Annotated in this window: 11 protein-coding genes; 5 read left to right on the forward strand and 6 right to left on the reverse strand. The window is 61.4% G+C overall.

The annotated features are described in order from the left end of the window. The first annotated feature begins 67 nt into the window (after positions 1-67). Complete coding sequence (locus ACZ5RI_RS15025) at positions 68-1,888, forward strand: carbon starvation CstA family protein (RefSeq protein WP_464514017.1); 1,821 nt, start codon at positions 68-70, stop codon at positions 1,886-1,888. Between the two features lie 131 nt (positions 1,889-2,019). Here the strand turns inward: ACZ5RI_RS15025 and btsR are convergent, their stop codons facing one another. Both btsR and ACZ5RI_RS15035 read right to left on the reverse strand, forming a co-directional pair. Continuing rightward, positions 2,020-2,742, reverse strand: a complete 723-nt coding sequence (gene btsR, locus ACZ5RI_RS15030; protein ID WP_464514018.1) for a two-component system response regulator BtsR — start codon at positions 2,740-2,742, stop codon at positions 2,020-2,022. 103 nt (positions 2,743-2,845) lie between these two features. Further along, on the reverse strand, positions 2,846-4,522 hold the full coding sequence (locus ACZ5RI_RS15035; RefSeq protein WP_464515614.1) for a tetratricopeptide repeat protein: 1,677 nt from the start codon (positions 4,520-4,522) through the stop codon (positions 2,846-2,848). A 153-nt stretch (positions 4,523-4,675) separates the two neighbouring features. On the opposite strand from ACZ5RI_RS15035, the gene pelA reads away from it, so the two are divergent. Further along, the gene (gene pelA, locus ACZ5RI_RS15040) at positions 4,676-5,977 is read left to right on the forward strand and encodes a pectate lyase (RefSeq protein ID WP_464514019.1); all 1,302 of its coding nucleotides are present in this window, start codon (positions 4,676-4,678) and stop codon (positions 5,975-5,977) included. Between the two features lie 2 nt (positions 5,978-5,979). Here pelA and ACZ5RI_RS15045 read toward each other — a convergent pair whose 3' ends face one another. Next, positions 5,980-6,663: a 4'-phosphopantetheinyl transferase family protein gene (locus tag ACZ5RI_RS15045; protein ID WP_464514020.1), complete on the reverse strand. Its 684-nt coding sequence runs from the start codon at positions 6,661-6,663 to the stop codon at positions 5,980-5,982. Positions 6,664-6,797: 134 nt separating this feature from the next. Between ACZ5RI_RS15045 and ACZ5RI_RS15050 the strand changes: the two genes are divergently transcribed. The 3 genes from ACZ5RI_RS15050 (at position 6,798) to ACZ5RI_RS15060 (ending at position 10,500) form a co-directional block, all read left to right on the forward strand. Continuing rightward, positions 6,798-7,415: a LolA family protein gene (locus tag ACZ5RI_RS15050; protein ID WP_464514021.1), complete on the forward strand. Its 618-nt coding sequence runs from the start codon at positions 6,798-6,800 to the stop codon at positions 7,413-7,415. 589 nt (positions 7,416-8,004) lie between these two features. Then, complete coding sequence (locus ACZ5RI_RS15055) at positions 8,005-9,153, forward strand: AGE family epimerase/isomerase (RefSeq protein ID WP_464514022.1); 1,149 nt, start codon at positions 8,005-8,007, stop codon at positions 9,151-9,153. 273 nt (positions 9,154-9,426) lie between these two features. After that, positions 9,427-10,500 carry an AbrB family transcriptional regulator gene (locus ACZ5RI_RS15060; RefSeq protein WP_464514023.1) on the forward strand — a complete coding sequence of 358 codons (1,074 nt, stop codon included), beginning with the start codon at positions 9,427-9,429 and terminating at the stop codon, positions 10,498-10,500. Between the two features lie 36 nt (positions 10,501-10,536). Here the strand turns inward: ACZ5RI_RS15060 and hslO are convergent, their stop codons facing one another. The 3 genes from hslO to ACZ5RI_RS15075 form a co-directional block, all read right to left on the reverse strand. After that, positions 10,537-11,430: an Hsp33 family molecular chaperone HslO gene (hslO, locus tag ACZ5RI_RS15065; protein ID WP_464514024.1), complete on the reverse strand. Its 894-nt coding sequence runs from the start codon at positions 11,428-11,430 to the stop codon at positions 10,537-10,539. Between the two features lie 87 nt (positions 11,431-11,517). After that, complete coding sequence (locus ACZ5RI_RS15070; protein ID WP_464514025.1) at positions 11,518-11,811, reverse strand: EscU/YscU/HrcU family type III secretion system export apparatus switch protein; 294 nt, start codon at positions 11,809-11,811, stop codon at positions 11,518-11,520. Next, the gene (locus ACZ5RI_RS15075; RefSeq protein ID WP_464514027.1) at positions 11,808-14,510 is read right to left on the reverse strand and encodes a flagellar hook-length control protein FliK; all 2,703 of its coding nucleotides are present in this window, start codon (positions 14,508-14,510) and stop codon (positions 11,808-11,810) included. The genes ACZ5RI_RS15070 and ACZ5RI_RS15075 overlap by 4 nt, the downstream gene beginning before the upstream one ends. Positions 14,511-14,528 lie beyond the last annotated feature (18 nt).

The raw sequence follows: 14,528 nt of genomic DNA on the forward strand, positions 1-14,528 counted from the left end.
AGATCAGGCCCCGCCCGCCCGCCGCACGCACTATATGTCCCCACTGTAATTAGAGGACCTAAAGGCCGTGCAACACGCAATTACCTTTGTGATCGCCACCTTATGTATTCTGGCGATCTGCTATCGCTTCTACGGCGTCTTCTTCGTTCGCAAAGTTCTCAACATCAACGACAAAGACCCGACGCCGGCACACACCCTCGAAGACGGGCGTAACTATGTCCCGACCGGTAAATGGGTAAACTCTGGCCAGCATTTTGCCGCCATCGCCGCGGCGGGGCCACTGGTTGGCCCGGTGCTGGCCGCACAGTTTGGCTATCTGCCCGGCTTCCTCTGGCTTTTGATTGGCGCGGTGTTGGGCGGTGCGGTCCATGATACCGTCGTCCTGTTCGCCTCGATGAAGCACAAGGCCGGTTCGCTGTCGGAAGTCGCTAAGGCCGAACTTGGGCCGGTGGCCGGTGTCTGCACCGCGCTGTCGATGCTGTTCATCATCACCATCACCATGGCGGGCCTGTCGCTTGTCGTTGTCCACGCGATGGAACAAAACCCCTGGGGCACCTTTGCGGTCGCCATGACCATCCCGATTGCGGTGTTTGTCGGCCTGTACGAGAAAATGGGCGGCAATGCCAAAATCGCCACCTATCTTGGCCTGATCGCCATTGCCGCTTCGGTGCTGGCCGGCCCCTACATTCAGTCTGGCCCGCTGGCCAGCTGGTTCAACTATAGCCACCACACCGTCGCTTTGGCCCTGCCGATCTATGCCTTCCTGGCCTCGGCCCTGCCGGTCTGGCTGTTGCTGACCCCGCGTGGCTATCTGTCCAGCTTCATGAAGATTGGTGTCTTTGGTGCCCTGATCATCGGTGTGATCTGCGTCAACCCGGCGATCCAGTTCCCGGCCCTGACCCAGTTCATTCATGGTAATGGCCCGGTGATGGCTGGCCCGGTGTGGCCGTTCATCTCGATCACCATCGCCTGCGGTGCCATCTCGGGCTTCCATGCCTTCATTGGTTCGGGCACCACCCCCAAGCTGGTCGATAAATGGAGCGACATCATGCCGGTCGCCTTTGGCATGATGCTGGTCGAATGCGTCGTTGGTGTGCTGGCCCTGATCGCAGCCACCTCGCTGCCGATGGCCGACTATTTCGCCATCAACGCCGCCCCGGATGTCTTCGCCAAACTGGGCATGCATGTGGTTGATCTGCCGCGTTTGCAGCAGGAAATCGGCATGAATCTGGCCGGTCGTACCGGTGGTGCGGTGACACTGGCCGTCGGCATGACCGTCATCTTCACCAAGCTGAGCTGGTTCTCACATCTGGCGGCGTATTTCTTCCAGTTCGTCGTCATGTTTGAAGCCGTGTTCATTCTGACCGCCGTCGACAGCGGCACCCGGGTTGCCCGCTATCTGATCCAGGACATGCTGGGCGATGTCTATCCGCCGATGAAACGCATCGACTGGATGCCCGGTGCCATCATCGCCTCGGTCATCGCCTGTGTGCTGTGGGGCTATCTCCTGAACTCCGGCGACATCAACTCGGTCTGGGCACTGTTCGGTGTTTCCAACCAGATGATGGCCTCGCTCGGTCTGATCATCGGCGCCACCATCATCCTGCGGCTGTCACGCAAATGGAAATATGCCCTGACCTGCCTGGTACCGCTGGCCTACCTCTATGTCACGGTGAACTATGCCGGCTATTGGATGATCGCCCATGTCTATCTGAACGAAGCGTCCAAGGGCTTTAACCCGGTCAACGGTGTGATCTCGATCATCATCATGGTGCTGGGCCTTGTCATCCTGATTGGCGCGATCAAACGCTGGATCGAACTGTGGCCACGGCGCGCCGGGAAAAAGGCCGCCGCCTATAGTCAGCTGGCGCAAGCGACCGGAAAATAACCGGCGCGCCATAAGAATCGGGGTCAGGCAACGCTCCATCCACGTATCCCAAATACCCTTGGAAACGTCTCACCCCGAACTTCAGCGGCCCAGGCAACTGGGCCGTTTTTTTTCGTAAAATATTTTTTGTTTCAGCGCAGGCCGAGGCGCTCTTTTAATCCGCCCAGATAGCGACGACTGACCGGAATGCTGCGCCCGCCATGGGTCTGGATCGAGGCCGAACCATTGTCGGCCAGCGTAATATCGCGGATCTGGTCGGGGTTGATCATGAACTGGCGATGGCAGCGGATCAGCCCGCTGCGGTCTTCCAGCGTACGCAATGTCAGTTCGGTGAAATGCTCTTGCCCGTCGGTGGCAATGACGTAAACCCCGCTGGCGCGCGAGGTGATGGCCTCGACCTCGTCCAGCCGCAACAGCCGGATGCGGTTAAGCCCCGTACACGGAATATGGCGTAATGGGTGCCCGGCTTCGGGCGGCAAGGCAGGGGCATCGGAACCGGCAATCAGATGGCGCAAGCGTTCCAGCGTCTTGGCCAGCCGGGCTTCCTGTACCGGCTTTAAAAGATAATCGCAGGCATTTTCGTCAAACGCCTTAAGGGCATATTCTTCGTAGGCGGTCAGAAAGACGATATGCGGCATGTGATCGGGATCGATCATCGGCAGCATTTCCAGCCCCGAAATGCGCGGCATCTGAATATCCAGAAACACCGCATCGGGCTTCAGCTTGTTGATCGCGGCAATGCCTTCCATCGCATTGGCGCATTCACCGACGATGTCGATATCGGCCTCGCGGGCCAGCAGCAGACGGATTTCCGCCCGCGCCAGTTCTTCGTCATCAACAATCAGGATCCGCACCGGGGAAAACACCTTACCAGCAGTTGCATACCGTGCCGGCGCTTATACCCCAGATTGGCGGGCAAGGAAAACCCAAGCTCATGGACCCCGTTTATTACAACCATCACGATAATGATAGCCCGTCGCGCTTCAGGGTGGCTATTACGCGATCCAGCACCCCGGCCCAGTCACCAGCCGCCTGCTGCCGCCACAGCCGCATGCCGGGGTACCAGGGGCTGTCGCCCCGCGCCATCTGCCAGCGCCAGTCCGGCAACCAGGGCAGCAGTAACCAGACCGGCTTGCCCATCGCCCCGGCCAGATGCGCGATGGCGCTGTCAACCGATAGCACCAGATCCATCTCACCGATCAGCGCCGCGGTGTCGGCAAAATCGGTCAGGGCCGCGCTGTGATCGTGCAGGCGTGCCTCCGCAGCCAGCAATGCCTGATCGCGGCGGCGGATATCTTTTTGCACAACATGAAAATCAAACGGCAGATCAAGCAAATCCTGCCACTGCGCAAGCGCCATCGAACGCGCACCGTCATCGACATGTTCAGCCCGCCCCGACCAGCACAGACCGATCCGTGGTCGTTTCTTTTGGCCCAGCCGCTGATGCCACAGGCCTGCATGATCCGCATCCGCTGACAGGTACGGAACCGGCGCGGGAATCGTCTCAGCCTCAGTGGCAAAGGCCAGCGGCAGGCTCATCAGCGGGCAATGCAGATCGAAAGCCATCCCAGCGCCATCTGCCGCAAGCACCATGTCCGCTGCACCGGGCAGGCTGGCCAGCAGCGGCAACAGCGACGCTGGCGCTTCCAGAATGACCCGCGCCCCGGCCGCCTGCACCATGGGGGCATAGCGACAGAACTGGATCGTATCGCCCAAGCCCTGCTCGGCATGCAGCAGCACGGTTTTACCGCCAAGCGGGCGATCGCCGAGCCACAGCGGGCGGGGATACTTTTTCACCGCAGCCGATAAGGGCGGGCGCCGCCAGCGCCATTCATAGCCCTTCCACCCGGTGGCAAAATCCCCGCGCAACAACGCTAAAAGCGCCTTGTTCCAATGCGCAGTGGCATAATCGGGCCGCAGCAAAATGGCCTGATCAAAATCCGCCGTCGCAGCCTCCAGCGCACCCAGTGCTTTATGCGCCATAGCGCGGTTAACATACGCTTCGGCATCGCCTGCATCACAACCAAGCGCCCGGTCCGCATCGGCCAGCGCCGCATCCGGCCGGTGCAGGGCAATCAGAACCGCCGCCCGGTTGCTGTAGGCCCGACCATTTTTCGGTGCCAGGGCGATAGCCCGGTCATAGGCTGCCAGCGCATCGTCCCAGCGCGCCAGCATCTGCAACGCGCCACCCCGGTTGCAATGGGCTTCGGAGAAATCCCCGGCCACGGCGATGGCCCGGTCACTGGCCTGCAACGCCTCGTCATAGCGGCCCAGATCGAGCAGAACATTGCCCTGATTGACATAGGCATCGGCAGAGGCCGGATCGAGCGCCAGCGCCCGCGCGCAGGCTTCGAGCGCTTCGTCATACCGCTTAAGCCGCTGCAGACCCGCCGCCCGGTTGGACCACACCACCGGCTGATCCGGTGCCAGCGCCAGCGACTGGCCCAGCAGATAGACGCCTTCGATCAGATCGCCCTGCTGCGAGAGCGCCGTGCCGAGAAAGTAAAGCGTCTGCGCATTGGGGGCAAAGCGCTTGACCAGCTTGCGATAGAGGCGGATCGCCGCCGCCAGTTCGCCCGACTGATGCAGCTTTACTGCCTCGGCCAGCATGGCATTGGGATCTGACGCCGACATTTTAGCCAATATCCCACTCCAACCCTGCAAAATCTATCCGAAGCGCCAGATTCCCGGCCCAGAACAGAGCGCTATCGCGTTCTTTTCTTTTGCGCCAGCGGTGCTATTATTGCCACCGGTGTCAAAACCATAAATACACATACCGGGGGGATCATGCGTCACGTAAAGCTTCTTGTTCTGGCCGCCATTCTGTCATCCGCCGCACCCGCGGCCGCCGCCGTGGTGGGCAGCAGTGCCCCGCCGCCTTCGCTGAGCCAGGAACGCATCGCCACGTTGCCAGCGGATCAACAGCCCGCCTGGCAAGCCTATCTTGCCCGGTCCGAAGCCCAGCGCACCACCGACATGGCCACGCTGGCCGCCGAACGGGCCAAACTGACCGGCCCGCTGCCGCCCGCCCCCAGCGAGCATACCCATGATGGCTCGATGCCGCTCAACAAGGATGCGCTCTGGTATGCCGGGGCCGAGGCCCGCCACATCGCCGATGTCATTGTGTCTTTTCAGACCCCGGCAGGCGGCTGGGGCAAGAATGCCGACCGCAGCGGCCCGTTACGTAAGCCCGGTCAGGATTATGTCGGCAACAATCTTTCTGCCCATCTGACCCCGGGGGATTTTGACACCCCGCGCGACAGGAACTGGGACTATGTCGGCACGCTCGACAACAACGCCACCACGACCGAGATCCGCTTTCTGACCCGCGTTGCTGCCGCCCTGCCCGGCAAGGACGGCGACAGCTATCGCGCCAGCATTCTCAAAGGCATTGGCTATCTGTTGGCCGCACAGTTTCCCAATGGCGGCTGGCCGCAGGTTTGGCCATTGCAGGGCGGCTATCACGACGCCATCACCTATAACGATGATGCCATTTCGCAGGCCGCCGAGGTGCTGACGGCGGTGGCCGACAATGACGCCAATGCCTATGGCTTTGTGCCAGCCGAACCCCGCACCAAAGCCCGCATCGCGGCCGCCAAGGCGCTGGATGTCATCCTGAAAACCCAGATTGTGGTGCATGGTGTGCCCACGGTATGGGGCCAGCAGCATGACAGCCTGACACTGGTTCCGGTGGCGGCGCGCAACTTTGAACCCGCCCTGCCATCCAGCGACGAAAGCGCCGATCTGCTGATCTATCTGATGCACCTGCCCGATCCGTCGCCCGCACTGGTGCGGGCCATTCATGGTGCCGCAGGCTGGCTGCAAAAGGCCGCCATCTATGGCTATGTCTGGACCAAGCCGGACGCCGATGGCCGCCACCTTGAAGCCCAAGCCGGGGCCGGGCCGATCTGGTCGCGCTATTACACCACGGATTTCCAGCCCCGGTTCGGCGATCGTGACAAGACCATCCACGATGCCGTCAATGAAATCTCCAAAGAGCGGCGTAACGGGTATAGCTGGTTCAATGAAGGCCCGGCCAAGGCGCTGAAACTCTATGCGCGCTGGGCCAAAGCCCATCCCAAACCCTGAGATTATAGCAGTTCGGCTGGGGTAAGGCGGCGCAGATTGTCCGCCTCCCAGACCGATGCATCATCCCCCTGACAGGCGATGGCCAGACTGACATCATCCCCGGCAGTGTGGAACAAATGCCACGCGCCATCCCGCCAGGCGCCGCTGGAATGTGGGTCGGTGATGCGATCCTGACCGTCGGCGGCCAGACGTAAGCCCTGACCGTCCCATTTGCCCATCGCTTCGCGTAACGTCCACAGCCGGTAAAAATCTGCCGCGCTTTTACCCGCCACCCCAGCTTCGTGCGGACCAAAGGCATAGGCCGCCAGCCGGATAAAATCCCGTGGCCGATAGACCTCGACATCAATGCCCAGCGCCACGCACTGCGATACCGCCACGGCAACATAGTCCCCGCTGTGCGACAGCGACAGATGCGGCCCCGCCGTACCATCGGCGGCAAACAAAAACGGCTTGCCCCGCCCATCAGGGCGAATATGCCAATCGGCCGGGCCCCCGGCCACGGCCAGCACGCTGCGCAAAAGCCCCCTTGCCGCCAGCGCCACACGGCCTTTATCGGCCCGCCGCCCGGCCATTGCGGCCATATCTTCCAGCTGCGCGCGCCCGATCAGCGCATCGACCGACACATCGGCCCCAAGGCGCACCATGGCCCAGAGGATTTGCGCGCTGAATTTTCGTTCTGGTTGCACCTGAGATATTCCATATTCGCGTCGGCCATTTTGCCGCCCCGGCAAGCCGCACCGTTTGTCACGACAGCCCTTTGCCAATCCGGCACCAAGGCGTAGATTATGCGCGTTGGCAGGCGAAAGGGTAAGGCCCGATTATGAATCGTGCGTTTGCGGCATTTCTGCTGCTGTGGCTGTGCCTGATCGGGGCAGCGGCACAGGATGCCCCCGCCCCGACACCGATCCATCCCGGCGACGTGCTGCGCGGCCATTTCGTGCAGACGCGTCAACTCAAAGATATCAACAAAACCCTGCATGCCGAAGGTGATTTCACCATCGCACCGGCCAATGGCCTGATCTGGAACGTGACCAAACCGTTTGCCACCACCATTATCGTTACCAGAACCGGGCTGGTGCAAACCCGTGGCGAGCCCAAATCAGCAAGCCCCTCGTTCCAGAAACTGCCCACCGCCGGGGAACTCTATGCCATGCTCGGCAATCTGCTGACCGGCGATATCGCCAGCTTAAATAAAACCTTCCGTATGGATCAAAGCGGGCGGGCTGCGCATTGGCGCATGAGCCTGGTGCCACGGCGCTGGGATGATCCGCTGATGCCGTTTCGCGAAATTCGTATCCATGGCGGACGCTTTGTTGAAGACATCGCTTTTATAAAAACCGATGGCGACAGTGACACGATCAGCTTCGACACCATGAGCATTACTAAAAATGCGTTGACGGCCAGTGAACGCGACACCTTCGCACAGGTTGTACCGTAACCTTAGGGGCGGGACCGATGAATTGCAGGAGGTACGGTTTGCGCCCGGCTATGAACGGCCAGGAAAAAAACCTGCAGAGCGTAGTCAATACGGTCAGGGCTTTTGACAAAACCGTTCGACAAAAGGGCGGCAAAGCCGAAGGGCGCGGCAGAAAATCCCTGTAATTAAATAAGTCCTGGGTGTCCATGGCACCATTTGCGACTGTCATTAGCTTTTCATAAAGAGGCTATCAGACATATACGCAAAGTGCGGTTAGTTTAAGGGTGGTACCATTTCGATGGGCAGACGATTAAAAAATCCTGCACTTTAGAAATCTGCCAAACAATTGCTAACCATGCGACAAAAGAACGGTGTACCAGGAGGGATGCGCATAATCCTAGGGCCAATTTTACGTCAGCAAAATCAAGGCACTATAATTTTTCAGGCGGAACCATCAAGGCTTGATCTTAATGTATGAATTTGCTTCTTGTGCGGCATATGACATAGTGCCCCGCAATAATCTGACGATATCTGGCCCCGCATCCGGCCCCCCGCATCTGGCGCAAGGCATTAGGCCCAAGACATTAGTCAACAAGAAACGGACATCATAATGACCGGGAAACTGGAAAACACGCTGAAGGATTGGAAAGGCAAATATACCGACTGGCTGTTTAATGCAGCCCTGCCGCTGTGGTGGCAGAACGGTGCCGATCATGTGCAGGGCGGCTTCCACGAACTCCTCGACCTCAAGGGCAATCCCGTTATCGTGCCGCGCCGCGCGCGTGTGCAGGGGCGGCAAAGCTATGCCTATGCCGTCGCCGGGGTGCTGGGCTGGAATGGTCCGTGGCAGGAAGCCTCGCTGCATGGCCTTGCCTATCTTGATGCCCATTACAAACAGCCAAGCGGGCTGTATGCCACGCTGACCTCGCCCGAGGGGCAGATCACCGACAGCCGTGAAATGCTCTACGATCAGGCTTTTGCGCTGAACGCCAGCGCGTGGATCTATCGCGCCCAGCCCGCGCGCAAAGATATGATCGATTACGCCAATGCCCTGATGGCGCAGATCGAAACCCGCCGGCATCCGGCTGGTGGTTACAAAGAAACCGGCGATCTGTTCCTGTCCAACCCGCATATGCATCTGTTCGAAGCTCTGCTGGCCTGGTACGAAGCAAGCAACGATCAGAAATGGTTTGAGCTGGCTGGCGAAATCGCCCGGCTGTGCCTGACCCGCTTCATTGATCCCGACACACTGACCCTGCACGAACATTTTGATGAAAAATGGGCGCTGGCCGAAGATGCCAAGGGCGAGATCATTGAACCCGGTCATCAGTTCGAATGGGCCTGGTTATTGGCGCGCTGGTCGAAAATTTCCGGCCGCATGGATGCCTATCAGATGGCCCGCCGCCTGTTTGAAGTTGGCGCCTCGGGCGTTGACAAGGTGCGCGGTGTTGCCGTCGACGAGATGGACAATTCCTTCACCTTCACCCGCCCGACGTCGCGGCTGTGGATGCAGACCGAATGGCTTAAAGCGGCGCTGATCCTGTCCGATGCCGATAGCGAGGATGAACGCAGCTATTATTTGGGTGAAGCCGGTCTGGCTGCCGACACGCTGTGGAAATATCTCGACACGCCGGTGCGTGGTCTGTGGCGGGACCGTATGCAGCCCGACAACAGCTTTGACGAGGAAGCGGCCCCGGCCAGCTCGCTCTATCACATCATCTGCGCCATTCAGTCTTTGCGCGCCGCCATCAAGGGCTAACACGCCCCGGTGCTGTAAGCCTGGTTCTGACAAACGCGTCGCTTGCATAAGTGGCGCGTTTGTTTTTGGCCATTAAGCGCTTCACCGAAAAAGTGGGAACCGGTTTTCGGATATGAAGCGCGACAAAAAAGGCATCCAGCGCTTCACGTCAAAAGTGGCAACCGGTTTCCGGGGATCACCCGCACCCAAACGTTCCGCACACCGCTTGGCATAACGCCACGGCTGCATTATGCGGTACCCCGCCCTTACATTTTCGCATTGCATGAGGACTTCGTGGCGCGTTTTTCCAAAGCCTTCGACTGTGAACACTGGCCGCTGGCGGGGCAGTGGCTGTTACTGGTGATCGCGTCCGGCGCGCTTGGCATTATTTTACAATATTGGCATTTACCCGCCGCCCTGCTGCTCGGCCCGATGATTGGTGCCATCCTGCTGGCGATGGCCAAAAGCCGCCTCAGAATTCCGGGCCTGCCCTATGCCTTCGGTCAGGGGCTGATTGGCTGCATGATCGCGCGCAGCATTCCCTTTTCGGTGCTGGGCGATGTCGCCGCCGACTGGCCGCTGTTCTTTGGCGGCGTGCTCTCGGTCATTCTGGTCTGTAACGGGCTGGGCTGGCTGATGGCCCGCAGCAAAGTGCTGCCCGGTACTACAGCAATCTGGGGCTTTTCACCCGGGGCTGCCACGGCCATGACCGTGATGGCCGAAGATTATGGCGCCGATGTCCGTCTGGTTGCCTTCATGCAGTATTTGCGGGTGGCCTGTGTGGCTTTGGCCGCCGCAGCGGTTGCCAGTGTATGGGCCAAACCCGGAACCGCCGCCGCCATCGACTGGTTTCCGCCGCTGGCCATCGGTCCGCTGATCGGCACGCTGGCGCTGGCGCTGGCCGGCGCCCTGATCGCCCGGCGTTTTCGCATTCCGGCCGGCTCCCTGATGCTGCCGATGATCGCCGGGGTGCTGCTGCATCCGGTGCTGCCGCTGGAGCTGCCGCCCTGGCTGCAACTGATCAGCTATGCCCTGCTGGGCTGGAGCATCGGCCTGCGCTTTACCCGCCAGATCCTGAGCCACGCCTTTGCCGCGCTGCCCAAACTGCTCGCCGCCATACTGGTGCTGATTGGCGTGTGCGGACTGTTCGCCGTGGTGCTGGTCCATGTCGCCGGGGTCGACCCGCTCACCGCCTATCTGGCCACCAGCCCGGGCGGGGTGGATTCGGTGGCGATCATCGCCGCCTCCAGCTCCACCGACATGGCCTTTGTCATGGCGATGCAGACGGTACGGCTAATTCTGGTGCTGGCGATGGGGCCAATGATGGCCCGCATCTGCGCAAACCGACTTAAAATATCTCAGTCTTGAAAGAATAATGCCCGCATCAGGCTGCAGGTGCAATTTTCATTCTTTAAATTCGTGCACCGTGCCGCAGAACTGGCACCGGGCGCGGATCGTGCCGTCGGGATCGGCCAGCTTGGTACGTTCTTCGGGTGTGTAAGCCGCCAGCGCCGCCTCGATATTCTCGCGGGCGCAACCGCAACGAAAAGCGATCGGTTCAAACGGCAGCAAACGGACATCTTCCTGATTAAACAGCCGCCACAACAGGGTTTCTGCCGCCAATCCGGTATCAACCAGCTCAAGATCCTCGACCGTACCAGCCAGAGTAATCAGGTGCTCCCAGTCATCCGCATGGTGGGTACCACCGGGCACAACCTGCAGCAAAAGCCCGCCAGCCTGCCATGACACGCCGCCGCCGGGCAGCATCATTGGCGCTGCCGCCAGCCGAACCATGGTCAAAAGCTGCTCGGACTGGCCAAAATAGACCTCTGCCGAGCGGCCCAGCCCTTCGGGGGACAGCGGCACCACGCCCTGATAGTCGCGCGCTTCAGCCTGCGGACGGATGGTGATAGCGAGCGAACCCGGCCCGGCCAGCGCCGCAAAAGACGGGTTCTTGCCCAAATTGGCGCAGCGTTCCTGGTCGATGCGCGCCATGCCCCGCACACCGCGGGGCTCGCCAGCCTCGGCCCCATAATAATCGGCCACCACCATATCGAGTGGTCCATTTGATTTGGTCTGGACGGTCAGCCGCCCGTCGAGCTTCAGCAAAGAGCCCAGCATCGCCACCAGCGCCAACAATTCGCCTTCGGCGCGCGCCGCAGCTTCAGGCAAGTCATGATGAGCAATGGCCTGCTGAGCCGTCGCTTCGAGCCGGACAAAACGGCCACGGGCACCGGCCTCGGGCAGATCGAAAGGCAGCACAAAATCGGCGCGCGGCGCCATCTGATAGTCGCTCATCACTTATCCTGAAATGAAACACACCATCTGCGGAAGATAGGTTCCGACAGACCTAAGACCATCACTTATGGCCTGATGCCCCCCGGTTCAAGTGCGCAGGTTACCGGAGGTTTTCAGGATATAGCGCAGCACCACCGCCACGGCATGGTAAAGAACAGGGGGAATTTCCTCGCCTAAATCAATGGCTGAAAGCGCCTCGGCTAAAGCCGGGTTTTCCTCCAGTGGCACGCCATGCTCCCTGGCCAGATCGATAATGCGACGACCAACCTCGCCGCGCCCCTTGGCAACCACCCGGGGGGCACCCTGTTTTTTGTAATGCAGGGCGACGGCGATCGTCGATCCCGGGCCAGCGCCGCCGGTGGGGGCTTTGACCGGGCTCACGAGGTGTGGTCCAGAAAGCGCCCGGAACCGGCTTTTTTCGGCACCACCACCGGGTGAAAAGCAATTTCGGATTCCAGCGCGGCATCGGCCAGAGCATCACTCAAATCATCGGCCCCAGCGCGCAACCGCTCCAGACTGGCGGGGCGACTGGCCCATAAGGTCACCCAGGTACGCCCACCGCTCAGCGCCAGTTGCGCCTGCACCGGGCCCAACGGTTCAACCGCTACGGCAAAACGCACCCGCCAGACCGGCAGGCTTTCTTCACCACCATTTTCGCCACCACCATCGTGATCGATAGCAAACTGCGCCACCGCCGTGCCCTGCGGCGTGGCGAGGGGAATTTCAAACATCCAGTGGTTCTGGCTGGTCTGACTGGTCTGCTCGCTATCGGGCAGCGAGGCCATTTGCAGCAATTTCTGATGGGCCAACGCCGCTTCGCTACCTGACAGCAGATGCCGGGCCACGGTCGCCAGATCAGCATCATCCGGCAGGCTGGATGTGCTGGCCGACTGCGCCGTGGTCGGCCCGCCCTTAAACGGCGGCGGGGTGCCGGAATCGGTACTGGCCTCGTCGGTCGCATCCGCAGTTTGTTGCAGGAAAAACGCCGCCAGCGCATCAACCGCCGTGAAGGCCCGCGCCATCGGCATGGTGACCCCGGCATTGGATAGCGCCGCCACCGCAGCCTGGGCGGCAAAGCGCGGATCGCTGAACAGAGCGGCCAGCTCATCGGCCTCGGCCGTCTGGGCCGCCTGCGCCCGGGCGGACTGAAGCAAAGCCGCCTTTTCGGCATCCGCCGCAGCTGAAATCACTGGTGGGGCAAGCGCTTTCTCGTCCGCCGCAGCAGGCTGGCCCGTAGCGGCGGCGGCAGGCGCGGCCCCGGATGACGCCAATGGCGGCGGGACGGAAGTGCCTGGCGCAGACGCACCGCCCAGTTCCGCCAACCCGGCACCAGCCACCCCATTACTGGCCGCACCCGCCAGCGTAGCCGTCTGTGCGCTTACAGTCTGTGCGGCCGTCTGCACCGCGCTGGCCGCTGAAGACAGGGTTGCTCCGGATGAATTCGTCCCAGATGGGGTCACCGTCCCTTGCGCCCCGGCACTGGAAACCGGCGGGGCCACCGGGCCCGCTGAGGCTTGGTCTGAAGATGGAAGCGCCAAAGTCGGCACGTTCGGCAAGGCCGAAGCCCCAACCCCGATTGGGCTGGTCTCCGGGGAAATAACCGGCGCCCCCCCCGGCTGTGCCGCCCCATCGCTTGCCACCGGCCCGGCAGCCAAAACCTGACCGCCGGGATTGGCCGCCATATTGAGGGCTGCATTTTCGATCACCTGAGGGGTGGAGGACGAGGCGCTTTGCCCAAACGACGCGGCACCATAGGCCGTCGTGGCGGTTCCGGGGGTGACCAGATTGCTGGTTGTTACAGGCCCCGCCACAGTACCGTCAGCCATTTCAGCAACGGCGGTCGCGGCCAGCAGCGCGGCAGAGCCTATAAGCTGACCCGATGCAACAAGCGGCACCGCGGATGCTGAGGTTCCAGAAAATGGTGCCACACCACCCGCCCCCACACTGGTCGCAGGCAAGGTTTCCGCTGCCGCCCCCGGCACCACAGGGGTGGCGGGCGACGTAACCGACGCGGGGGCTATGGTGGGTGGCGCAGAGGCCGCGACTGTCGTGCTGGCCGTTTGGGGGCTGATAGTTGTCGCACTGGGCGTCGTTGTACCGGAAATAGGGGTATTGGCAGGCAATGTTTCCGATTGGGTGGCCGGAACCGATGATGTCGTTGATGCCTGAGAAGATGACGGAGATGGCGACGGGGCACTTGTCTGGCCTGCCGCCGCGTTGGCTGTCGTGCTGGTGGAGGCACTTTCACCGCCGGAGGGCGCCGTTGCCGGGGATTGTTTGCCAGCCTGCCCCGTGGCCGCAGGATTTGCGGCAGCATCTTGCGCCGGGGCTGCCGTGACGGCGGTGGAGGTTTGGGATGTCTGATCAGCCGCCGCACCAGAACCTGAGCTTGAACTGGTAGTCATATTGGAATTCAGAACCGCCACATCAGGCGTTGAGCCCGTCAATTGGGGACTGGCTGAGGCACCATAGCCAGAAGGAGCAGCGGGGCCCGCGCTTTCCGCCGCCTGGGAAGATGTTTGCGCGGTGGCGGGGCCAAGCTCGTCGACCCAGCGGTTCAAAGACTGGCGCAGCACCAGCAGCAGGCTTTTGATATCGGCTGGCACCGACGTGGTGCTGCTGTTACCGCCAGACGGCTCCGCCAGCTGGCTGGCAAAACGGCTTTCGGTGAACAGGCCAGAGCGGTCGAGTGCCGATTTAAGATCCTCGGCACTGGGAGGGCTGTCGCTGGACAGTTGCAGGGTAAACAGCTGACCAATAGCCTTTTGTACAGATGGGGGCAGCGCATCGCCGTGCAACTGCATCGCCTGAGACAGATCCGCCATCAGGCTGGAAAGCCCGCCGGTCTGTACCGCAGCATTCTGGCGTGCCTGCGTCAAATGGGCAGCCGCCATCTTGCCGGGGCTGCTGGCATCCAGCGGGGGCACCGGGGCTGACGCATTGGTGGCCATGCCACCCGATGCGCTGCCCGCATTGGCGTTGCTGTTCGAACGCGGATCAACCGCCCCCGTAGCGGAAGCGTTTTGCGCCCCCGCCGGCACCAAAGCGGACGGTGGCGTGGAGGTGACCACGATGCTCACGACGAACCTCGCAAAATC

Source organism: Micropepsis pineolensis (assembly GCF_055392125.1).